A 20,220-nucleotide genomic window follows, 5' to 3' on the forward strand; every position below is an offset into this window, starting at 1 on the left:
CTCAGTAGGCACTAGATTTTCCTGAATAAAACATTTATTTTATGAATAAACGACAGTTGCACGAAGGTTTGTGATATTGCTAGAAAAATTAACGGAATATTATAATAGAATGTGAGGTGATAAAATGAAAATCGACCATCATGTAATGTACAGGTTGGTACAAAAAGTAATAGGAGTTAGCGATGATTGCAAAATACAAAAATATATCAATGATAATTATTATGAAGTTGTCTACAGAATACTGGAATTCATAAATGAATCTATTTTATTAATTGAAAATTATGCTCCAAGTCGCCGTGACACACTCGATTATTATATAAACGGGGAAACTTTGCTTATTATGAAACCAAAGAAGGCCGAATTAGTTACGCTATATGACATTACGCTTGATGCAGAGGATAGAGAGAACAGTCATAAGATTAGACAATACGTCAAAAAATAAAATTAAATAATGGCAATGTTAAACGAATAAGTAAACGACAAGCTCAACAAGATCAGATTACTAAGCATCTAGAGTATATGCTAGTTTATCTAGAAGGTATTCTAACCGAAGATAAGGTTTCCAGCATTGAATGTGAAATAAAAAAATCAATAGAAATTTGCAAAGATCATGCTTCTGAGGCAAAAAGCTTAAGGATGGAAAATAGAGAAATGATTCATTCATCTTGAAAGTGTTGTGTCAGAATGCTATATATTGTGGTATAATTATAGATCATACAATTAATTTGATTAATGAAGTATTGATACATTTAGGAGGAAATTATTTTAATGTCAATCGAAATAGGCAGCAAGGTACAGGGGAAAGTAACAGGAATCACTAATTTCGGAGCATTTGTAGAGTTACCAGGAAACATAACCGGACTTGTACACATTAGTGAGGTTGCAGGTAGTTATGTAAAAGATGTTAATGATCATCTTAAAATAGGAGATCAGGTTGAAGTAAAAGTCTTAAGTGAAAAAGAAGGCAAGATTGCTTTATCGATAAAGCAAACCATTGATAGACCTGAAGGACAGCGTGAAACTTATACTAAGCGACCATTCCGTAAAACTGATAATCGTCCAAAAAGTAATTTCCAACCAAAAGAAACCTTTGATGATAAAATGTCCAAATTTCTAAAGTCCAGCGAAGAAAATTTATCATCGCTTAAACGTAATACCGAATCCAAACGGGGCGGTAGAGGCGGAAGAAGAGGTTAACATATAATAAAACAGCGATTTTAACTTAAAAGATTGTGAATTCAGCTAAGGAATCCCTTATTTAACAAGGGTTTTTATATGTGTAAATTCACAATCTTTTTTTGTTTTATATTTGAATATAATTTTAAAGATAAATTTATGAAATTAACTATAAACTAGTTATTGCATAAATTTACTGTATAATGAGTTTGTACAAAGAATACTTGGGAGGAAAGATAAATCATGATGTTAAAAGATGGGGAAATATTAAACCATGTGGTTCAGCATTCGCCTAAGTGGAGTACATACAATCAAATTAAAGTTAAAAAAGAAATGATCGAAAGCTAATCTAAATGATATTAAAATTAAGATTACAGAAAAAACATTCCGGAAATACATTCATCAGAAGTATATAAGCAAATAATGAGGTTTTTAGATCAAAAGAAACCTAAAAGTAATAAATACGAAAGCAATGAAACGAGTAATGCCTATACTAAAGATGTAACAGATTACTTTTCAATAATTAGAGACCAAGATATTAAATTTTTAAAGCAAGAAGATATGAATATTAGACTGGATGACTTTGAATACTTTATAGAGTTTCTAGAATTGTCAGGACTATACGCCAATGCGACCATTAATAGGAAGGTGTCTAGTGTGAAGTCGTTACTTGAGTATTTACACTCAAAGAAAATTGAAAATGACATCAGTTACTTGAAACGGATAAAAAATAAGGCAGATGATTCTGAACGACACGGCATATTGACAGTTAGTGAAGTAAAGCAGATGTCTGATTTAGCTCTTGAGGAAAGAGAGAAGGGCATTATAAAAAAGTATTTCTTTCTTACTGGGATTAAATGCTGCTTTAAGAAAAGACGAGCTACTAAATTTAAAGTGGATTGCCTTTCATATGGAAGGTTCAAGTGTTTTGATAAGTGGTATAGGAAACGTTAAATTTAGAAAAGAGATTTCTACAAAGTTTTATGAGGAGTTAATGATTTTAAATAAAGGCCAAGAAAAAGTATTTGATATATCTTCAGATAGTATTGTAAGCGTGTTCAATCGAATTAGGAAGAAAATGAGCTTTCCTAAACAACGTAACATTGTTATTCAGAGTATTAGAAAAGCTGTCAGCAGTAATTTTTATAAGTTAACTAAAGATCCTTTTACAACTATGAGATTTGCAAATCATAAGAATTTTAACACTACAGTTAGATATATTCAGGAGGAAGGTTATGGAGCAATTACATTTACTGAAGATATAGATTTAGATTTGCACAAGAAGATTAGTCATCAGAGTTTATTGGATGCTTTAAGTGAGATGGATGAATCTTTTGTGCTGTTACTTAATAATAAGATTAAAGAAAATCAAAATAGAGAGCTAAGAAATTAAGGGGAAAATATGTAATTATTGTTTACGTTGAATTTTAAAGACTGTATATTATTATCAATAGATATTTATAAGATTACGCTTAAAGGGGTGGCACTATTTAGTGAGAGCAAGTAGAAGTGAATTAGAAAATACATTGCAAGATGTTATATTAGAGATAAAACATGATAAGAAGAAAGTTAAAAATATTAAAACAGGATTGAAGGCGTACAGTATTCCTCCTGGAGCAGTACAGAGATATTTTGCTAATCCTCAAGAAAGTCTTCCGGAATTAGATCTGAGAATTCTTTGTTTATTAACTGAAGAAATCTATTTAGAAACAATGTTAGATGGTTTAAATCCTACAAATATATTTGAAAAACAAGAGTTAAAAGTGGCTAGAACTTTTGATTATTCATTATTAAGTAGCATTAACATGATTGATTTTCCTATATATTTAAATAATGTCATCATGATTGATTCTGAGAATTTTGTTACAGTTTGGAATGGTAAATTTATAAAACAATTAATGGATAATCAGCTGTTAAGGTATAACTTTGATACTCAAAGAGAGCATATTAAAGTAAAAAGAAATAATACAATTCAAAAGGTAATCAACTTAAATAGTAAATCTGTAGATGAAATTGCACAAGCAGCGTTAAAAGGTGAGTTAGAGAAAACGACTATAACTATTAACGCATTAGTTGGTACTGCTGATGACGGAGAAGAGTTAGAGTATGATGCTAAAAAAATGCAATTGATTATTAAAGATGGAGCATTCTTGGACATTGTTGATGGGATGCATCGAATCTTTGGGATAATTAATGCATTAGAATCTAATCCTGAAATAGAACATGAGTTTATTATTTCAATAAAAAACTTTAACACTAAACAAGCTCAACGTCATTTAGCTCAAATAAGTACATTCAATCCAATTTCAAAAACACATATAGAAGCATTAAAGGAATCAAGAAAATCAGATATGGTTGTTAGACATTTAATGAGAGAATCTGATTTAAAAGGAAGAGTATCGCAGACCTCAACTCCAAAGCCAACTTTGGGAGAAGTTGTTTCTTATAATACTTTAGCAGATACAATAGATGAAGAATTTCAAATGAAAACCAAATTAGATGCGGAAGAAGTTGGTGAGTATCTTACTAAATTTTTTGATCATTTAATTGGGACTTATTCGGAGGAATTTGTAGATAACCTAGGAAAAGATAGGAATTTGATTAGTGAAAATATAATGTTCGCAGGTTATATTATATTAGCAAGAAAAATGTTGGATGATAAACTTAAAATTCGAAATCTTAAAGAGATAATAGATGAACTAAATATAACTAGAGATAATGAAATCTGGGGAAAAGTGGGAGTTCTAGATAAAAATAAAAATTTTGTAAGTACTGCTAAACCGAAGGTGAAAATGTATTTCAGGAATCTTGAGTTGAATAAGTTTAAAGCTGCAGGAGGTATTGAATAATTGTGGCCGAATTATATCAAGAACACATAAAGGAACAATTTTTAAGTCAATATGATAATAAAAGTACAATAGATACAATAAAGCATATTTTTATAAAGAGTGCTGAAACAGAGTTATTAAAAGAAAAAGACTTGTTTGATTTCACTATAGAAGAAATTGAAGATATGATGAGGGAGTTAAATCCGAAAACTACAAACTCAGCAAGAACATACGGGAGATTTATTAGAAAATACATCGAATGGTCAATAGAGCCTAAAGGTTATAGAAGAAGTAATATTAACCTAATATCGTCAAAGCATATGTCTTATTTTGATAATTTTATAGATAGGTCATTGAAACTTTTATATACAGATGAAGAGATAAGTGAAATGTTAGAGAAGCTGGTTAATTATCAAGATAAAGTGATAGTTTGTCTTTTATTTATAGGGGTAGCAGGGGATGGTCTTTCTGAGATATTAAATTTGACAAGTGATGATATAGATTTTGAAAATAGAATACTTAATTTGAGAGATGATGATGGGGACAAACGACCATTAGAAGTATCTAAAGAAGTAATAGAAATAATCGAAGGTGCGCTAGATAAAGAAAATATCCATTATTTATTAAAGAACGGACAATCGACTGGTAAGAAACCACATGCCCTTTTGGTGGATAATGATTACGTAATTAAATCAACCTTAACTAATAATCTTGTGAACCCAGAGAAAGCAAGTAAGCATCTAATATTTAGAAGGCTTTCAATGATGTCCGATAAAGATGTTCTTGATTATCCATATTTAACTGCTAGCAACATCGAGAAATCAGGTAAAATAGCTTTAGCAAAAGACTTATATATAGAAAGAAAGACACTTGGTAATGACGAATTAAAAATAATTGGTGATAAATTCGGTATGAAAAAAATTATGAGAAATGGTGAATTGGGCTATAATCTTCATTCTCTAAGGCAATATATCAACATAGAAAATTTGAAGGACTTGTATCCAGAAATATTTGAATGAAGTAGCAATTTTAAATCCCTTAATAATTAGAAGGATTTAAAATCACATACAATAAAGATAAAATTATACGTTACGATTTTATGAAAATGAAATTTGGAAGTTTGTGAATTATATACATGAAAAAACTAGTAAGAGGTAACTTGTAATTGACATAGAAGTGGTCATGGAAGTCGCGAAGGAATCTGAAATACTTAAAACATTTACGAATGATTCACTGCAATTTAAGGATCAACTATTAGATACTGGGAAAAGTATACATAAAATAAAGGAAACATCTCATGATATGAAATGGGAAACAGTAGAAAATGCCAATGAGGAAGAATTTGAGACAGTGGTAGAGTTTGAAGGAAGAATTTTGAAAGAAGAGGACAAAAAAATACTGAGCGTCAACTCAGCATTAAAGGTTTCCATATCATGACTGCAATCATGATTGGTGAAAAGTAGATACATCTTAAAGATATTGAGGACTTTTCTTTTTAACATTAATAAAAGTAAAATTACGTGACGTGGTCAAATTAACGAAACTTGTATTTTAATTAAAAATAAATTTACAATAAAGGGAGTGCCTAGTATGAACATTGAGTTTACACCAAATGAATATTATTAAAGAAGAGCAGAATAAGGTTGATGATCAACCATGTACAGTAAAAACTGGTTGCCTCTAAAAACATTAAGAAGTCAACCAGAGTATTTGATTGAATAAATTATTGTGCAGTTAAGCCACCATCAATTACGAATTCAGAACCTGTAGAATAGCTTGATTCTTCGGAAGCTAAGAATAAAACAAGATTTGTTACTTCTTCTGACTTTGCGACACGTTTAAGTGGAATATGTTTCGCAAATTCTTTAATGACTTCAACAGCATCGCCTTCTGTTACCATTGGTGTTTCTATCACACCTGGATGTACTGAGTTTACGCGAATACCGTAGCGCGCAAAATCTATCGCTGCTGCTTTTGTCATTCCGCGAACTGCAAATTTAGTATCGGTATAACCAATTGCTCCAGCTACTAAGCCATTCATTGAAGAAATATTGACGATTGATCCGTTCTCTGTTTTTTTCATAGATGATACAACTGCCTTCATCCCTAAAAATACAGATACTTGATTAATATTTACGATTTTTAAATATTGCTCTAATGCTGTATTTTCAATAGAATTGTTGACACTAATACCAGCGTTATTCACTAAAATATTTACGGGGCCAAAAGCTTTTTCAGTTTCAGCGACGACTGCTTCCCAATCTGCTTCACTGGATACGTCTTGTTTAATAAACATAGCATTTTCGCCAAGCTCCTGAGCAAGTGCTATACCTGCTTCTTCGTTTAGATCTGTTATTACAACTTTTGCGCCTTCTTCAACAAATTTACGTGCATGTGAAGCACCCATACCACGTGCTGCACCTGTAATAATAGCGACTTTATTTAATAATCTTGTCATAATAGCACCTCTTTTGGTTATTTTGATAGTTCGACTATCATTTTCTACAAGTTTATTTTATAATAGTTATAAGAATATATCAAGATAATAGAAAGGGTTGTGAAATTTTGGAGATTAATACTAGAGAAAAAAATAAAAAGCAACGCACAGAACAAATTATTCTTGCTGCTGAGGAATTATTTTCAGAGAAAGGCTTATATGACGTACAGATGCAGGATATTGCCACAAAGGCTAATGTTGGTATCGCGACATTATTTCGTTATTTTCCAAAAAAAGAAAATATAATTGTGGAAGTAGCAGTCTTTGTTTTAGGCAAGTTTCAAGAAGACTTACAAAAGATTGCTGATTCAGAAAAAAATGCATTTGATAAACTAGAGCAATTATTTGATTACTTTTTAGAGGTAGCAAATGGGCCAGCTAGAAAAGTTACGTTATTTCGTGAAGCATTTGAAAGTTATTCTTCATACAGAAATGAGCCTTTAGAAAATATTAATGCTTATATAGAAATACAAGAGGTTTTATCGCATGAGATATTCAAAATCATTAAGCAAGGCGAAGTTGATGGTTCCATTCGTTCAGATATAAAAACGGAATTAGCTCTTGCCACAATAACGAATTGTTTTGGTATGTTTTCAACTAAAATTACGCTGCATGAACAGGTGGCTAATTTTTCATCAGGAATTACGGCCATTGACCAGCAACAATTTTTAAAAGAGTTGTTTCTTGGTTATATTAGGGCTTAAAGGATCGACCATCAAATTTTTCAATAGTAGTCAAACCTACAGATGAGCAAAAACATAAAATAATTAATTTTATTAAAGCATTAAATGAGCTGCCTGTATTAGAAGCTTTGATTTCTATGGATGGTGGGATATCCTATTCAACTGAAAGTATTAAGTTGGATTTAAGGAAGTTATATGTGAGTGATTTATTTCTATAAGAGTCAATAAAGGTAACTTTATACAGAAAACAGATAGTTGCCGACGCTGAGGGTAAATATACATGTCAACCTTATACAATATCGATAACTACAAAGAAAAACTAATTGAGCTAACTGGTCATTCTGAAGCACACGTTGATAAATTCATAGAAACTTTCAAAGTAAGATTAGACAATGTGAGTATTTCATCGTTTCGTGATGCGTTTATCAGTTATGAAGCTGTTAAACATAATGCAATAGAAGTTAATGACTTCATAACTCGTTTATTTGGTAGATATCACTTGTTGTTAGGAAGAGTGTTAATTCATCTAGTTGAGGAAGAACTAAACATATAAAAACAGAGTTTCATTGTATACATAAGAGGAGAGAAAGGTCAGAAGGTAATCTCTCCTCATCTATAACTTTTAATATCAGTTGAAGATTAGCGGTTATATCCACCAAGTTGTTGTTCAGCCATTTGTACTAAACGTTTTGTAATTTCTCCACCTACAGATCCGTTGGCGCGTGAGGTTGTTTCAGCTCCTAATGTAACTCCGAACTCTTGCGCAATTTCATATTTCATTTGATCTAATGCTTGTTGTACTCCTGGAACAACTAAATTATTACTGTTGTTACTTGTCATGATGTACATCTCCTTAGAATTTTAGAATATGGTGTTGCAAGAATAGTTTGTGTTAGTAGGAGAGTTTTATACATAGAATTCGAAAAATATTGAAAAGATAACATTATGTGATTTAGAGGAGTGGTTGTTTGGCGAATGAAGGTAAGATTTTTGAGCAGTCGGTTGAACAAAGTTGCTCCGAACAGGGGACGTTTTTCTTTCGTGTACGAGATGTGAATCCTATGGCAATTAAAAAAGGGCAATCTGTTCCAAAAAATAAATATGATGCTCTAATATTTCGTAAAAATCATTTGTTTCCTGTTGAGTTAAAAAGTACGAAAGCAAAAAGCATTTCAATGAAGGAAAGTATGATCAAAGCTCATCAAATTAAAAATCTGAAAGAAGCAGCAAAATTCGATGGCGTAATAGCGGTTTTTTTGTTTAACTTCCGTGAGCCTGACAATAGAACGTTTTTTGTTCATATAAATGACTTTCTGGATTATCAAAACATAGCTGAGAATCAAATAAAGGAACATACATAAGCAAAGTGAATAAGAGTTCTATTCCGATTGCCATCTGTGAGGAAATTGGGACTGAATTAAAGAGTGTGAAGAAAAAGGTTAACTATAGGTATTTTATTAATGGATTGATTTTGACAACCCTTTAAATTCAATACTTCTCCTCTTAAATATTGGTGAATATTAGGTTGGGATATGTTCCGCACGCAAGTTCACCCATGGGAACGTGAGCAATATATGAACATGTATTAAATCGTGGGAAGCCATGACACATCTAGTGTTGGGGCTTTTTTGTTTTGGGCAGATTACGCCTTTTCCATTGGCGTTTTAGCAATTGCCCAAGAATTGTCCAAAAAATAAATTATTCAAGGACATTTTTCATATGTTCTTCGAATTTGTTCATTTGGTCTTGATCGATTTTTTTACTGATGTGCGAATAAACATCAGAGGTTATTTGCATACTGCCATGTTCTAAACGTTCTTGTAAATATTTCATACTCACATCAGCTTCCAATTGTAAAACGGCATGTGCGTGTCTTGGAGAGTGAATAGGAAGTTTAGGCAAATTAGCTTTTTTTAAAATTCTAGCGAACGAATTAAAAAGACTTGACTTAGGCATATAGTTTCCAGCGTTTCTGCAAAAAACTAAATGTAATTCAAAGTGATAATTATTATTTAATGCGGTTTTATTTTGATATTGGTATTTTTGATGAAACCTCAGATCATTAGCAAGTCCCTGGCTAATTGTGATGATGCGTCTCGAATTTATATGTTTTTGTATCACCAAACATCGTATCTGGATCACCTTTAGGTGCTTCTTTAAAATCAAGAGACTTATTAGTGTTTATAGCGTTATTTTGGAAATCAACATCTGTCCACTGAAGTGCAGCTGCTTCACCTTTACGCATTCCTGTTTCAATAAGAGTTTTATAAAAAATCCAATAAATATAATCATAATTATAAGCTTCTCTTAGGAAATCTGATATGTGCTCCGATTCAATGAACTTAATTTCTTGGTCTTTCTGCTCGCCCTTAATCGTAACGCTAGCGCAAGGATTCTTTTCTACCTTATGTAAGGTAATAGCTTTTTCAAAAGCGTTATACATCGTTTCATGTATTATTTCGACAATGAGCTTGCTATATCCTTTGGGGTGATCGAATGAATGCTGTTTATCAAGATGAATTGAAACGAAATATTGTCATTGATCGATCGAAATAAATGAACATGACACATTCGTTACAAGAAGATGCTATCGACACCCTAGATGAATTGAAATACGAATTGGTTTTAGCTTCATTTCGTGAATTGGATATGAAAAGTAATACTAATAAGTGGTTTTATCCAAACGTTGATACTGATAAATCAACTTGTCTAGTTCTTGACTATATTTAATAGTTTCGGGACTAGAGATTCCATTTTCCATACCTGATTTAATCATTTGATTTTTTAACATATTAATATTTTTGTACAATACTGTGCAATTTAAGTGTTTTAGCATAATCTTTTAGCTCCTAAATTTTAAATGTATTAGTAAATTATGCAATAAATTGAGTAAAAATGGAACAATTTATTGTTCTGATTTATGAAGAAGTAACAATATGTTTAAAAACGCAACAGTCAACATTTGACACAAACTCAACTTCCGAATGATTCGAAACATCCCTCTGAAACACTCGAAACCATTCGGAACCCATTCGGAAGTTCCGAAAAATCAAAAAAGTACGAAATGGAATTATTTTACAAGATTCGACAAAAATAAGTACCGCATAATAGTGTTAAATTCGCGTTAATTTTTATTTCAAGGGTAATTTTGGTCTCGCAATCGTTAAAAGGCCGTAAGGAGCTTTTAACTAGCAAATAAACAAAGGTGGTAATTTACGCATGGGATATTCTCGTGAAGAACAAGAAACTTCATTGGTTTTTGAAAACAGTACAGGTGAATGGATAGTTTACTCTACCGTTCCGAAACACATTAGAAAACTTTCAAATTTGTGTGAGTTAATAGACATAGAATCGGAGGATGATAGACCGATCGCTTGTAAAGGGTGTTTTATCGGAAAGCAGGTAAGTATGAGAAATCCCCGTGTGATGTCCGAAGAACAGAAACGAAAAGCATCTAAAAGGCTTTCTAAGGCTAGAAATCACGTAATTAATCAATAAAACTTTCGCTATCTATGTTTTAGGTGTAATTAGTCCGGTTTTGTTAATAAGGTCTGAAAATGACTATAAATAAAGGAGAATACGAGAATGTCCCAAACTCAATTGAATGTTTTATTTAAGAAGATCCAAAAAGATGATAAAAAAGAGGTTCTTGAGTTCCATGTGCAAGGGGACGAGCTGCCGAACTCTGAGCAACTAGTTGGGATGGCTGGATCCATTGTTTTTCTGAATGTAGAAACAAGCAAGGCTGGAAAGATTAACACGGAATCTAAGTCCATACAGCGTGACTCCAAGAAAACAACATTGAAATTCAATGCTAAAGGTGACAGTGAAGAGAAGATGAACAAGCTTTACCGTTTGCTGGCTGAAGTGTTTCTCACCTTCTGGAAGCTTCACAAACGTCCATTGAAGATATTAATAAACCGCATGAAGGAATTGAGTACACAATCGAGAAAGATGGTACAACAAAGGTTGCTGCCGATCAAATGTCTCTGGAAGATGTGAAGGAAGAGGAAGAAGGTCAGGTACATGATGTACTAGAGCAAAAAAAAGAGGATCCATTTGATTCTCCAGGCATTGACGAAGCAGATCAGCTAGATTAATAGCAAAAGCCTTAGGAGGAGAACGGATGGGTATGCAATTATCTTTCTTTCCATACGTTGACGAGAAACAGATTCGCTCCATTGTTGTTAAAGAGCTGAAAAAATATAAGGCACTTAAGATACAGCAGCAGAATAGACAGGAGCTAACGGAAAAAAGGCATTTCGGGTAATATCTTTCCAAAACTTCTAGAAAATGATTTGGAGAACGAATTAAAGGTTATACATATGGAAAGAGCCTTGGAAAATAGCTTGGACCATATCGAAATGAAGTATCTAAGCCCTGAGAGGCAGAATGACATTAATATATATGGAGCTTGGTTTGCAAAAGACACCATACTGCGAAAAGAAGAAGGTTGCTATATTCATGATTGCTTTCTCTTTAGGAATAATATAGGACAAAAATAAGGACAAATTAAGGAGAAAAAGGCTGCTAAACTTGTGGCCTTTTTTTCTGCGTATTCTTATAAGATTATCTCAGGAAGTAATTCAATGAAGGTTAAGGAAACGTTTAATGACTATGTTGGAAATTATGATATATCAACTTCAGTAAGATACATAAACAAAATGTTAGCTGATGTGTATTTGCCTCATGGTATCAAGGTTCCTATAACCTATACTGCAGAAGTGGATATAAGGCAGATGAAAATACCAATAACATTAGAATTTCATTTAACTGAGGATGGAAAATTATCAGCAGAGTGGAGAATTTATTGGTTTGCTAATAAAGATTTGTAAGCATCCTTTCGAGGGTGCTTTTTATTTTGGAGAAAGAAGGAGTGGTTCGATTGAGTAAATTTATTAATCAATCCGATTGTAGCTGTTGTTAACAATCTTGAAGCAAAAGGAATTTTGACTAAAGAAGAAGTAAAAGCAAAAATAAAAAACTGGATGAAGAAGACAAGAAATCTTAAGGGAGACTACTTGTCCTTTTGTATCATCGGATACCTTTAACTCTTTGTTTCATCTCTAAATCATTAACCATTCAAGTTTGGATGTCCTCATAAAAACTATTCAATATAACATCTAGTGCAGCGGCTTGATGAGTTGCAGGATCGTTTGCCGCAGGAACTGCCGTTTTAAAGAGCTGACACTTGAAGATAGTACCCGGAGATCTTAGTTGGTAGAGGGAGGATTTTTAGGTTGTATTATCGGTTATATTTATTTCATTTGTTTACTTGGAGCCGAATCCGAAACGTTTTTAAAGAATTGGACCGTACAGTTCATTTAATCTCCAGTTGAGTTAAATGAAGGTATTAATAATAATTTCTATGATTATGACAATCGTTTGGACTAAAACATCCAAAGGAATTGTCTAAAGAAATCATTCATTAACAGCACCACCTGGGCAATTATGAAATTGTATTTGAGCAATTGATATTACGTTCATTTTTGTTCATTAGCCATTTTACACAAAATTTTCGTAATTATAAATAGGTGTTTTAAGGTTATTAGACACATACTGTTAATTAATTCTCTAACAACCATCCTAAATCAAATAGTAGAAATTATTAGCCATTATTTCATATCTATTATTATTCAATTATTTACTTACTTGAAAGGAGCTCTATGTTTATTTTTAAAGGCTATAACTGCCGTTTTTAATGAAGCGTAATTGCCAATAGCAGCATATCCATAAAACCAGCCCATAAAAACACCTGCAATTAAGTTGTGTCGATGACTAATGAAAATGGAAATTAATAAACCCAGTATTAGTGCAGTAAGGGGCACAAACTTATCGGGGACTTTAAAAAATACTTTTATTAGTTGAGTTAGAATCATTACTACCGGTACTGCTATCACAGCATCCCAAAAATTTGTATGGATTATTGGAAAATTCATATTAAGTCACCTCTTAGATAGGGTGCCCCAAAAAAGAAATTTAATCTGCTTTGAATAATAACCAACCAAATGTCGCAGTATAGTCAAATAGGTGTAATGAACAGTTTGGATATCTGACACAAACTGTGGTACGAAACGTTACCTTATAAGTGTATAGGCACGAAATAGGAGAACTACTAAATAAGCAATTACAACTGATTAACCGAAACTCAGAAGGAAAGCCGTCATGTTGAGTTGAAACGAGTTATCTAATCTTCCTCCATGCATGTAATGGTAGTAGCCTGAATATGTATGAAGCTAGGTGAAGTTGGCTGAAAGAAACCTAAGTTGCTTATATAGGATATGGTTTATGATAGGTCGAGGTGCTAAAATATTTATGGTGAGAATGTCTAATAGGACTGACGAACTTACGAATGTAAGGGTCTATATAGTTACTATGAGTGAAAAATATAGATTGATACAATCAGGGTCTCCATTGGTATGAAGGATTTTTGTTTTATGGGCAGTTTGACAAATATATTAGGTTCAAAAGTAACTGCCCATAAAATTTTGCAAAAAAATTATCCAAGGACGTTTTTATTTTTCAAATTTGTTCATAGTGTCCTATTGGTTTATATTATTTTTGGGAAATACTAGTAGATCGAACTAGTTATTATTCTTTAAAACTACCTAAATTTGATTTTGAAACTTCTGATGAAAGCAAAATCTATATTCAGTGCCTGGCTTATTATGATAATATGTTTAGGATTATAACTTATTTCATCACCAAACAATTTGTTTTTATCGGGTAGATTAAAAAATGTTCATTAAGTTTATGAAATATTAATTAAGCTAACTTTGGTTGGCTTATTTTTATTGCAGTGTGAAGATTACGTGCAACAAACCATATATCGATTAAGTTGGTAATGTTGAATTACTCGACATCCTAAAAGTTAATATACTATTGATTAAATAATATTTATCGGGAGGGAACGAATGATGTGCGAAAAAAATCATCATATACTAAGTGTTATTGATTTTATGCATACGGATAACAAAACCTTATTTGTGAAAGTTGTAGGGTACGATGCGAATTTCAAAATAGAATTTAATGGGGAAATAAAATTCCTGAATGGAATGCCATTTGGAGATTTGATCCATGGACAAAGGTCAATTTTATCACCTGATTGCAGACAGTATATACGAGAGAATTTGTTAAATAAATATAGCGAGGGGAACTTTAATTAACTGAAGTCCAAATGGCTCCCGAGTTTGAATTAAATAATTAGCCTAAAAGACGTCCTGAAGCATATCTTGAATAATGTGCACTTTAAAAAGTCCCTTATTAGGTTTTTTTTATCTTTATCATTGTTGTATTACTTGGACATGTATAGTGTTCGTGGCCAGCCAAAGTGACACCATTATACAGTTTAAATAAGTCTAAGAATAAAAAACATAAAAAGGGACATTCACCAATACACTAAACTATATGTTTTTGTTCAAGAAAATAGATAAGAACGTAAAAAAAGTATTGATGTTTCATTTTTAAGGCAATTATCTTCATATTTACGACTGTTATCAAATACAGGATGTATTACAGATTAACAGGCAGTAAGACTCTTACGAAGAGACTTAGAGGAATCAAGAAAAGATAAGAGTGGATGACAAACTGTCCGTAAAGGACCGATTGGTTCATCTAACCATTTTTAGGGGATGTTGGACCCGGAAAATGGAAAACTCACTTTATTAGGTTTATTAAAGTAGAAGAGTAAAGGCTTATTAAAAGTCACTTTTTATGTTCTTTGTGAACCGTCTCCAAGATTTTGTGGCAAATACTTTGGAAGTGGGTTTAGAAAGAATATATTCTGAAAAAGGAGGGGTTAGTATGTTTGAAAGAGACGAAAAGTTGATTTTTGAAAGTATTGAGCGATTAGAAAACAATGAGTTGTTGGTTGAAAGTCAAAACGAGGAATATTGCAAACTTTTAGAGCTACAAGAAATGAAATTTCTCGAAAGAGCTGAAAAAGTAAAGCCAATCATTTCGTACTTAAAAGAACATCATTATTCTTTCCATAATAAAAAGTTCGATTGTCGTTCGTTCAAAGGCCCTGTTATTGGTCGAAATGAAAATGTAGTGTACGTTTATGAAGGGGAATGGTCATTGGTTACTTCAATTAACCTTCAAACAGGGAAAAGAGACTCAATTATACTGAAGACTTTCTTAGATGAAAATTCATTTAAGGATGCAATGGATGCGTTATTAGAAACGACGTTCGTACAAGAGGATGAATTAGCAAAAAGTCAAAAGAAAATAGAAAACGCAAACAAAGATCTCAATAGTGTATTTGGATAACTTTGAATGAATAGGATTGTTTTATAAGTAAGCGTCCAAAAGTCCCCATCGGTTACAGGTGGGGACTTTTGAACGCTTACTTTTCATTAACAAAGCAACAACCTAGAATTATAGAAAACGAATTCTGAATTTGCTAAACCACTGATTTAAGAATTGATAAATTATTTGTAATAGTTTCTAGAATCAGTTCATATGAATTAGCATAGAGAGGTTGTCCAAAGATCCGGGGAGAATCACTTTATTTACATGAATTGTATGAGTAACTGAAGTTAGAATGTTATCGAAAAAATAAACCTCCTGCAATAAACAGGAGGGAAAAAACACTATTAATGGATTTGACGATAAAGTCCAATAACTCTTCCGAGAATTGATACATTCCCTAGAATGATTGGTTCCATATTGGAGTTTTCTGGTTGTAATCTGATGAATTCTTTTTCTTTAAAAAAGCGTTTCACTGTTGCTTCGTCATCATCAGTCATGGCAACAACGATATCACCATTATTCGCGGTACTTTGTTGTTTTACAATAACATAATCGCCATCATGGATTCCGGCTTCAATCATACTATCACCCATAATCTCGAGCATGAAGACTTGTTCGTCATGTGCCGCCATCGATTCTGGAAGTGGGAAGTATTCCTCGATATTTTCAATTGCTGTAATTGGAAGGCCAGCTGTAACTTTTCCTAGTAATGGGACATTAATGACATTATTTTTTGGTATATTATTCGTTTCAGATTGATCTAGTATTTCAATGGCGCGAGGTTTGGTAGGATCTCGACGAATAAGTCCTTTACTTTCTAATCTTGATAAATGACCGTGAACGGTTGAACTTGAAGCTAAGCCAACTGCTTCTCCAATTTCTCTTACTGAAGGTGGATAGCCTTTAGTGCGTACTTCGTCTTTAATAAAATCCAATATATCATTTTGCCTTTTTGAAAGCTTTGACATATATTCACCCCTTCTCTCCTATTCTTATTTTTATTATATCACGCGAGAAATAAAGATACAAACATAAGTTCGAATGTTGTTGACTAAAAACAGGTGTTCGATTTATACTAGGATTATCAAATGACGAACAAGTATTCGATTTTGGAGGGATAAAAATGAAAAAACTATTAAAGAGTCATACCTATACACTTTTATTAGCAGGAATCGTATTTATTTTTTCTTTATTTTTCTCAATGAATAGAAATTATGATAATCTTGACAATTATATATCCGTTACTGTAGATCATGGAGATACTCTATGGAAAATGGCTGAAATGTACAATACAGACGATTTATCGAGAGATGAGTTCATTGAATGGATCATTACACATAATGAAATATATGCTAATTCGCTAGTACCGGGAGAATCTATTATTTTACCAGTAACTAAAACAAATCTAAGTCTAGCAAGTAAGCAATAAGAAAGTTGGAAAGAAAAATGAGAGCGATTATTTACTGCCGAGTAAGCACAGAAAAAGAAGCACAGGAAACATCACTTACGAGGCAGGAAGAAGAGTTAAGAAAACTAGCTAACAAATCAGAATTTGAAATCGTTTCTATAATTAAAGAACAAGCAAGTGGATATGAACTTAACCGTGATGGAATTTTTGAAATGCTGGATATTTTTAAAAAGAAGCAAGCTGATGTTCTTTTAATTCAAGACGAAACGCGACTCGGGCGTGGAAATGCGAAAATTGCGCTTTTTCATGTAATCATAAAAGAAGGTGTAAAAATTTATTCCTTATCACATGATGGGGAAATTGAACTATCTGATTCTGATTCGATGGTCATTAATATTGTTGGAATTGTTGAAGAGTATCAGCGGAAGTTACATAATATTAAGATTAAACGAGGCATGAAACGGGCGGTTGAAAATGGGTTTCGCCCGCAAAAAAATCTGAGCAATCAGGGAATGAGTGGTGGAAGAGAACGAAAGGAAGTTCCAATTGAGGAAATAGTAAAACTTCGAAAGAACGGACTAACATTTGCAGAAATTGCAGCTACTTTAAGAGGGTTTGGTTATCCAGTTTCAAAAGCTACTATAAATCGCAGATATTTAGAATATCAAGTCTCAAAAGAAGATTAACAAAAAGCAGAGAACTTGTATTTTTGCTCTTTTTTATATAACATGACACTATTGAAACAGTAAAGGAGCAAAAGTATGTTATCGAAAGAAAAATTAGCTCGGATAAATGAGTTAGCAAAGAAGGCTAAGTCGAGCTCTTTAACAGTGGAAGAAGCGAAAGAACAATCTAAGCTGAGAAGTGAGTACTTAGAAACGTTCCGTAAATCCATGACAGATACAATCGAGCATTTGACAATTGTTGACCCCGAGGGAAATGATGTAACACCTGAAAAGCTTAAAAGTATCAAAGATATAAAGAAGCGTTTGCATTAAGGAATGTAGAGTTAGAGAATATCGAATTCGATATTCTCTTTTGTTTTTTGTCTTAGAATTCACGGATTTTAGTAGGGAAATAGGGTACTTTAATAAAGTGTCTGAATTATTGTTGTCTTTAATTTACATGACATTATAAAATAGTAAGGGCATACATACATGAAGGAAGGATGGTTTAATGTTAAATAAAACAGATGCACTTTCAATCAATACAATTCGCACTTTGTCAATCGATGCTATCGAAAAAGCAAATTCTGGACATCCAGGAATGCCGATGGGGGCCGCCCCGATGGCGTACACTCTTTGGACCCAGTTTATGAATCACAATCCAAAAAATCCAACTTGGTTTAATAGAGACCGTTTTGTTCTTTCTGCAGGACATGGATCGATGCTTTTATACAGCCTTTTGCATTTATCAAGCTATGATTTGTCAATGGATGACATTAAAAATTTCCGCCAATGGGGTAGTAAAACACCAGGACATCCTGAATATGGCCATACTGCAGGAGTGGATGCAACAACTGGGCCTCTCGGACAAGGGATAGCAATGGCAGTAGGAATGGCTATGGCTGAACGTCATTTAGCAGCAACATACAATCGCGGAACATATAATGTAGTAGATCATTATACATATGGTATTTGCGGAGACGGAGATTTAATGGAAGGTGTTTCATCTGAAGCTGCTTCACTAGCTGCTCATCTTAAGCTTGGAAGAATGATCGTCTTATATGATTCAAATGACATATCACTTGATGGAGATTTGGATAAATCATTTAGTGAAAGTGTTGAAAATCGTTTCAAGGCATATGGCTGGCAATATATACGCGTAGAAGATGGAAATGATTTGACTGAAATCACTAAAGCTTTGGAATTGGCGAAAACAGATGAAACGCGACCAACACTTATTGAAGTAAGAACTGTTATTGGTTATGGTTCACCTAACCGTTCTGGAAAATCTTCCGCTCACGGAGCGCCTTTAGGTGCTGATGAATTAAAACTCACAAAAGAATATTATAAATGGACATTTGAAGAAGATTTCCATGTTCCGAATGAAGTTTATGAGCATTTTAATAAAACTGTTGTGGAAGAAGGCGGCAAGAAGGAATCGGCATGGGAAAATCTTTTTAATGATTACAAAAAAGATCATCCTGAATTAGCTTCTCAACTTAAAGCTGCAATCAATGGCGAATTACCTGAAGGGTGGGATCAAGATATCCCGGTATATGAGGAAGGGAAAAGTCTTGCTTCAAGGGCTTCAAGTGGTGAAGTATTGAATGCAATTGCATCTAACCTACCAAGCTTTCTTGGTGGTTCAGCTGATTTGGCTGGTTCCAACAACACGATGATTAAAACGGCATCAGACTTTGTTCCAGGTGAATATGAAGGGCGCAATATTTGGTTTGGCGTTCGTGAATTTGCAATGGGTGCGGCACTAAATGGAATGGCTCTTCATGGTGGAGTAAGCGTATATGGTGGAACTTTCTTTGTATTCTCTGACTACCTACGTCCAGCCATTCGTTTAGCTGCGCTAATGGGTCTTCCAGTAACGTATGTATTCACACATGACAGTATTGCGGTCGGCGAGGATGGGCCAACTCATGAACCAATCGAACAACTGCCATCATTGCGCGCGATGCCAAACCTTGGTGTTATTCGACCTGCGGATGGAAACGAAACAGCTGCAGCTTGGAGAGAAGCCATTCAATCTAAGAACAAACCAACTGCACTTATATTAACTAGGCAAAATCTACCTACTTTAAAACACACGGCTGAACTTGCAAATGAAGGAGTTAAAAAGGGTGCATACATCGTGTCTCCTGCTAATAAAGTAGAAGCAGATGTTTTACTACTTGCGACAGGTTCAGAAGTTAATTTGGCTGTTTCAGCTCAGGCAGAACTAGCGAAAGTAGGAATTGACGCCGCAGTAATTAGTATGCCATCATGGGATCGTTTTGAAGCTCAATCTAAAGAGTATAAACAAAGTGTTATCAACCCTGCAGTGAAAAAGCGCCTAGCTATCGAAGTTGCGGCTCCATTCGGCTGGGATCGTTATACAGGAGATGAAGGGGAAATTCTTGCAATTAACCATTTTGGAGCGTCAGCCCCAGGAAATAAAATTATGGAAGAATTCGGTTTCACAGTTGAGAATGTTGTAAATCAAGTAAAAGCCCTATTAGAAAATTAATTTAGAAACGAGTTGGCATCTAATAAAGATACCGACTCGTATCTCTGTTTATTGAAGAAAATTAAGTGTAATCACTTTTTCATGGGGAAAAACACTATATTTGTAATGGTACATGGAAAAATAATAATTTCGACAAAAAAACAAGCTTTTTTCTCCATCAAACAACATATCTTTTTCGCTTTCAAGAATATA

General features: G+C 33.2%; 25 protein-coding genes and 2 pseudogenes. 20 read left to right on the forward strand and 7 right to left on the reverse strand.

Annotation, left to right across the window (positions count from 1 at the left end):
• Positions 1 to 124: 124 nt before the first annotated feature.
• The 7 genes from JNUCC23_RS09035 to JNUCC23_RS09065 all read left to right on the forward strand — a co-directional run bounded on the left by JNUCC23_RS09035 (position 125) and on the right by JNUCC23_RS09065 (position 5,441).
• Positions 125 to 442: a hypothetical protein gene (locus JNUCC23_RS09035; protein ID WP_403073532.1), complete on the forward strand. Its 318-nt coding sequence runs from the start codon at positions 125 to 127 to the stop codon at positions 440 to 442.
• A 326-nt stretch (positions 443 to 768) separates the two neighbouring features.
• Positions 769 to 1,197, forward strand: a complete 429-nt coding sequence (locus JNUCC23_RS09040; RefSeq protein WP_403073534.1) for a S1 domain-containing RNA-binding protein — start codon at positions 769 to 771, stop codon at positions 1,195 to 1,197.
• Between the two features lie 402 nt (positions 1,198 to 1,599).
• Complete coding sequence (locus JNUCC23_RS09045) at positions 1,600 to 2,130, forward strand: site-specific integrase (protein WP_454215333.1); 531 nt, start codon at positions 1,600 to 1,602, stop codon at positions 2,128 to 2,130.
• Entirely contained in the window at positions 2,087 to 2,569 is a 483-nt protein-coding gene (locus JNUCC23_RS09050) for a hypothetical protein (protein ID WP_454215335.1), read from the forward strand. The genes JNUCC23_RS09045 and JNUCC23_RS09050 overlap by 44 nt, the downstream gene beginning before the upstream one ends.
• A gap of 100 nt (positions 2,570 to 2,669) precedes the next feature.
• Positions 2,670 to 4,025 carry a DNA sulfur modification protein DndB gene (locus tag JNUCC23_RS09055; protein ID WP_454215337.1) on the forward strand — a complete coding sequence of 452 codons (1,356 nt, stop codon included), beginning with the start codon at positions 2,670 to 2,672 and terminating at the stop codon, positions 4,023 to 4,025.
• A 2-nt stretch (positions 4,026 to 4,027) separates the two neighbouring features.
• Positions 4,028 to 5,023: a phage lytic cycle repressor MrpR family protein gene (locus JNUCC23_RS09060; RefSeq protein WP_454215339.1), complete on the forward strand. Its 996-nt coding sequence runs from the start codon at positions 4,028 to 4,030 to the stop codon at positions 5,021 to 5,023.
• 163 nt (positions 5,024 to 5,186) lie between these two features.
• Positions 5,187 to 5,441: a hypothetical protein gene (locus JNUCC23_RS09065; protein ID WP_454215341.1), complete on the forward strand. Its 255-nt coding sequence runs from the start codon at positions 5,187 to 5,189 to the stop codon at positions 5,439 to 5,441.
• Positions 5,442 to 5,727: 286 nt separating this feature from the next.
• Here the strand turns inward: JNUCC23_RS09065 and JNUCC23_RS09070 are convergent, their stop codons facing one another.
• Complete coding sequence (locus JNUCC23_RS09070; protein ID WP_062180600.1) at positions 5,728 to 6,462, reverse strand: glucose 1-dehydrogenase; 735 nt, start codon at positions 6,460 to 6,462, stop codon at positions 5,728 to 5,730.
• A gap of 107 nt (positions 6,463 to 6,569) precedes the next feature.
• On the opposite strand from JNUCC23_RS09070, the gene JNUCC23_RS09075 reads away from it, so the two are divergent.
• A complete protein-coding gene (locus JNUCC23_RS09075) occupies positions 6,570 to 7,205 on the forward strand; it encodes a TetR/AcrR family transcriptional regulator (RefSeq protein WP_454215342.1) in 636 nt (211 codons plus the stop codon).
• Positions 7,206 to 7,464: 259 nt separating this feature from the next.
• On the forward strand, positions 7,465 to 7,737 hold the full coding sequence (locus JNUCC23_RS09080; protein ID WP_454215343.1) for a hypothetical protein: 273 nt from the start codon (positions 7,465 to 7,467) through the stop codon (positions 7,735 to 7,737).
• A gap of 86 nt (positions 7,738 to 7,823) precedes the next feature.
• Here JNUCC23_RS09080 and JNUCC23_RS09085 read toward each other — a convergent pair whose 3' ends face one another.
• Positions 7,824 to 8,024, reverse strand: coding sequence for a small, acid-soluble spore protein, alpha/beta type (locus JNUCC23_RS09085; protein ID WP_062180592.1), 201 nt, complete (start codon positions 8,022 to 8,024; stop codon positions 7,824 to 7,826).
• Positions 8,025 to 8,152: 128 nt separating this feature from the next.
• On the opposite strand from JNUCC23_RS09085, the pseudogene JNUCC23_RS09090 reads away from it, so the two are divergent.
• A pseudogene (locus tag JNUCC23_RS09090) lies at positions 8,153 to 8,670 on the forward strand (Holliday junction resolvase RecU).
• A gap of 212 nt (positions 8,671 to 8,882) precedes the next feature.
• Here JNUCC23_RS09090 and JNUCC23_RS09095 read toward each other — a convergent pair.
• From JNUCC23_RS09095 to JNUCC23_RS09105, 3 genes are all read right to left on the reverse strand, one after another.
• On the reverse strand, positions 8,883 to 9,326 hold the full coding sequence (locus tag JNUCC23_RS09095) for a tyrosine-type recombinase/integrase (RefSeq protein ID WP_454215346.1): 444 nt from the start codon (positions 9,324 to 9,326) through the stop codon (positions 8,883 to 8,885).
• A complete protein-coding gene (locus tag JNUCC23_RS09100) occupies positions 9,262 to 9,627 on the reverse strand; it encodes a hypothetical protein (RefSeq protein ID WP_454215348.1) in 366 nt (121 codons plus the stop codon). The genes JNUCC23_RS09095 and JNUCC23_RS09100 overlap by 65 nt, the downstream gene beginning before the upstream one ends.
• Positions 9,628 to 9,846: 219 nt before the next feature.
• Positions 9,847 to 10,020 (reverse strand): aspartyl-phosphate phosphatase Spo0E family protein, encoded by a 174-nt coding sequence (locus JNUCC23_RS09105; RefSeq protein ID WP_082675035.1) that lies wholly within the window; start codon positions 10,018 to 10,020, stop codon positions 9,847 to 9,849.
• 383 nt (positions 10,021 to 10,403) lie between these two features.
• Between JNUCC23_RS09105 and JNUCC23_RS09110 the strand changes: the two genes are divergently transcribed.
• From JNUCC23_RS09110 to JNUCC23_RS09125, 4 genes and pseudogenes are all read left to right on the forward strand, one after another.
• Positions 10,404 to 10,682, forward strand: coding sequence for a hypothetical protein (locus JNUCC23_RS09110; protein WP_454215350.1), 279 nt, complete (start codon positions 10,404 to 10,406; stop codon positions 10,680 to 10,682).
• An 87-nt stretch (positions 10,683 to 10,769) separates the two neighbouring features.
• Complete coding sequence (locus tag JNUCC23_RS09115; protein ID WP_454215352.1) at positions 10,770 to 11,186, forward strand: hypothetical protein; 417 nt, start codon at positions 10,770 to 10,772, stop codon at positions 11,184 to 11,186.
• A 124-nt stretch (positions 11,187 to 11,310) separates the two neighbouring features.
• Positions 11,311 to 11,678 (forward strand): annotated as a pseudogene (locus JNUCC23_RS09120) (ArpU family phage packaging/lysis transcriptional regulator).
• Positions 11,679 to 11,773: 95 nt separating this feature from the next.
• Positions 11,774 to 12,019 (forward strand): hypothetical protein, encoded by a 246-nt coding sequence (locus JNUCC23_RS09125; RefSeq protein ID WP_454215354.1) that lies wholly within the window; start codon positions 11,774 to 11,776, stop codon positions 12,017 to 12,019.
• 813 nt (positions 12,020 to 12,832) lie between these two features.
• Here JNUCC23_RS09125 and JNUCC23_RS09130 read toward each other — a convergent pair.
• Positions 12,833 to 13,123: a hypothetical protein gene (locus JNUCC23_RS09130; protein WP_403073567.1), complete on the reverse strand. Its 291-nt coding sequence runs from the start codon at positions 13,121 to 13,123 to the stop codon at positions 12,833 to 12,835.
• Between the two features lie 978 nt (positions 13,124 to 14,101).
• Between JNUCC23_RS09130 and JNUCC23_RS09135 the strand changes: the two genes are divergently transcribed.
• Both JNUCC23_RS09135 and JNUCC23_RS09140 read left to right on the forward strand, forming a co-directional pair.
• A complete protein-coding gene (locus JNUCC23_RS09135; RefSeq protein WP_454215356.1) occupies positions 14,102 to 14,350 on the forward strand; it encodes a hypothetical protein in 249 nt (82 codons plus the stop codon).
• Between the two features lie 637 nt (positions 14,351 to 14,987).
• Positions 14,988 to 15,455 carry a hypothetical protein gene (locus JNUCC23_RS09140; protein WP_454215358.1) on the forward strand — a complete coding sequence of 156 codons (468 nt, stop codon included), beginning with the start codon at positions 14,988 to 14,990 and terminating at the stop codon, positions 15,453 to 15,455.
• A gap of 326 nt (positions 15,456 to 15,781) precedes the next feature.
• Here the strand turns inward: JNUCC23_RS09140 and lexA are convergent, their stop codons facing one another.
• Entirely contained in the window at positions 15,782 to 16,405 is a 624-nt protein-coding gene (gene lexA, locus JNUCC23_RS09145; RefSeq protein WP_403073573.1) for a transcriptional repressor LexA, read from the reverse strand.
• Between the two features lie 155 nt (positions 16,406 to 16,560).
• Here lexA and yneA point away from each other — a divergent pair, with 155 nt between their 5' ends.
• The 4 genes from yneA (at position 16,561) to tkt (ending at position 20,028) form a co-directional block, all read left to right on the forward strand.
• A complete protein-coding gene (gene yneA, locus JNUCC23_RS09150) occupies positions 16,561 to 16,866 on the forward strand; it encodes a cell division suppressor protein YneA (RefSeq protein WP_454215360.1) in 306 nt (101 codons plus the stop codon).
• A 17-nt stretch (positions 16,867 to 16,883) separates the two neighbouring features.
• On the forward strand, positions 16,884 to 17,531 hold the full coding sequence (locus tag JNUCC23_RS09155) for a YneB family resolvase-like protein (RefSeq protein ID WP_062180538.1): 648 nt from the start codon (positions 16,884 to 16,886) through the stop codon (positions 17,529 to 17,531).
• Positions 17,532 to 17,606: 75 nt separating this feature from the next.
• Positions 17,607 to 17,843 carry a DUF896 domain-containing protein gene (locus JNUCC23_RS09160; RefSeq protein ID WP_062180535.1) on the forward strand — a complete coding sequence of 79 codons (237 nt, stop codon included), beginning with the start codon at positions 17,607 to 17,609 and terminating at the stop codon, positions 17,841 to 17,843.
• Positions 17,844 to 18,021: 178 nt separating this feature from the next.
• A complete protein-coding gene (gene tkt / locus JNUCC23_RS09165) occupies positions 18,022 to 20,028 on the forward strand; it encodes a transketolase (RefSeq protein WP_454215363.1) in 2,007 nt (668 codons plus the stop codon).
• Positions 20,029 to 20,220: the final 192 nt, after the last annotated feature.

Source organism: Peribacillus sp. JNUCC 23 (assembly GCF_053653995.1).

What these genes read in the sequence shown, in the direction of transcription:
- JNUCC23_RS09035 (WP_403073532.1), top strand. Translation starts at nt 125, where the DNA reads ATGAAAATCGACCATCATGTAATGTACAGGTTGGTACAAAAAGTAATA.
- JNUCC23_RS09040 (WP_403073534.1), top strand. Translation starts at nt 769, where the DNA reads ATGTCAATCGAAATAGGCAGCAAGGTACAGGGGAAAGTAACAGGAATC.
- JNUCC23_RS09045 (WP_454215333.1), top strand. Translation starts at nt 1,600, where the DNA reads ATGAGGTTTTTAGATCAAAAGAAACCTAAAAGTAATAAATACGAAAGC.
- JNUCC23_RS09050 (WP_454215335.1), top strand. Translation starts at nt 2,087, where the DNA reads ATGGAAGGTTCAAGTGTTTTGATAAGTGGTATAGGAAACGTTAAATTT.
- JNUCC23_RS09065 (WP_454215341.1), top strand. Translation starts at nt 5,187, where the DNA reads ATGGAAGTCGCGAAGGAATCTGAAATACTTAAAACATTTACGAATGAT.
- JNUCC23_RS09070 (WP_062180600.1), bottom strand. Translation starts at nt 6,462, where the DNA reads ATGACAAGATTATTAAATAAAGTCGCTATTATTACAGGTGCAGCACGT.
- JNUCC23_RS09080 (WP_454215343.1), top strand. Translation starts at nt 7,465, where the DNA reads ATGTCAACCTTATACAATATCGATAACTACAAAGAAAAACTAATTGAG.
- JNUCC23_RS09085 (WP_062180592.1), bottom strand. Translation starts at nt 8,024, where the DNA reads ATGACAAGTAACAACAGTAATAATTTAGTTGTTCCAGGAGTACAACAA.
- JNUCC23_RS09100 (WP_454215348.1), bottom strand. Translation starts at nt 9,627, where the DNA reads ATGTATAACGCTTTTGAAAAAGCTATTACCTTACATAAGGTAGAAAAG.
- JNUCC23_RS09105 (WP_082675035.1), bottom strand. Translation starts at nt 10,020, where the DNA reads ATGCTAAAACACTTAAATTGCACAGTATTGTACAAAAATATTAATATG.
- JNUCC23_RS09110 (WP_454215350.1), top strand. Translation starts at nt 10,404, where the DNA reads ATGGGATATTCTCGTGAAGAACAAGAAACTTCATTGGTTTTTGAAAAC.
- JNUCC23_RS09115 (WP_454215352.1), top strand. Translation starts at nt 10,770, where the DNA reads ATGTCCCAAACTCAATTGAATGTTTTATTTAAGAAGATCCAAAAAGAT.
- JNUCC23_RS09125 (WP_454215354.1), top strand. Translation starts at nt 11,774, where the DNA reads ATGAAGGTTAAGGAAACGTTTAATGACTATGTTGGAAATTATGATATA.
- JNUCC23_RS09130 (WP_403073567.1), bottom strand. Translation starts at nt 13,123, where the DNA reads ATGAATTTTCCAATAATCCATACAAATTTTTGGGATGCTGTGATAGCA.
- JNUCC23_RS09135 (WP_454215356.1), top strand. Translation starts at nt 14,102, where the DNA reads ATGTGCGAAAAAAATCATCATATACTAAGTGTTATTGATTTTATGCAT.
- JNUCC23_RS09140 (WP_454215358.1), top strand. Translation starts at nt 14,988, where the DNA reads ATGTTTGAAAGAGACGAAAAGTTGATTTTTGAAAGTATTGAGCGATTA.
- lexA (WP_403073573.1), bottom strand. Translation starts at nt 16,405, where the DNA reads ATGTCAAAGCTTTCAAAAAGGCAAAATGATATATTGGATTTTATTAAA.
- yneA (WP_454215360.1), top strand. Translation starts at nt 16,561, where the DNA reads ATGAAAAAACTATTAAAGAGTCATACCTATACACTTTTATTAGCAGGA.
- JNUCC23_RS09155 (WP_062180538.1), top strand. Translation starts at nt 16,884, where the DNA reads ATGAGAGCGATTATTTACTGCCGAGTAAGCACAGAAAAAGAAGCACAG.
- JNUCC23_RS09160 (WP_062180535.1), top strand. Translation starts at nt 17,607, where the DNA reads ATGTTATCGAAAGAAAAATTAGCTCGGATAAATGAGTTAGCAAAGAAG.
- tkt (WP_454215363.1), top strand. Translation starts at nt 18,022, where the DNA reads ATGTTAAATAAAACAGATGCACTTTCAATCAATACAATTCGCACTTTG.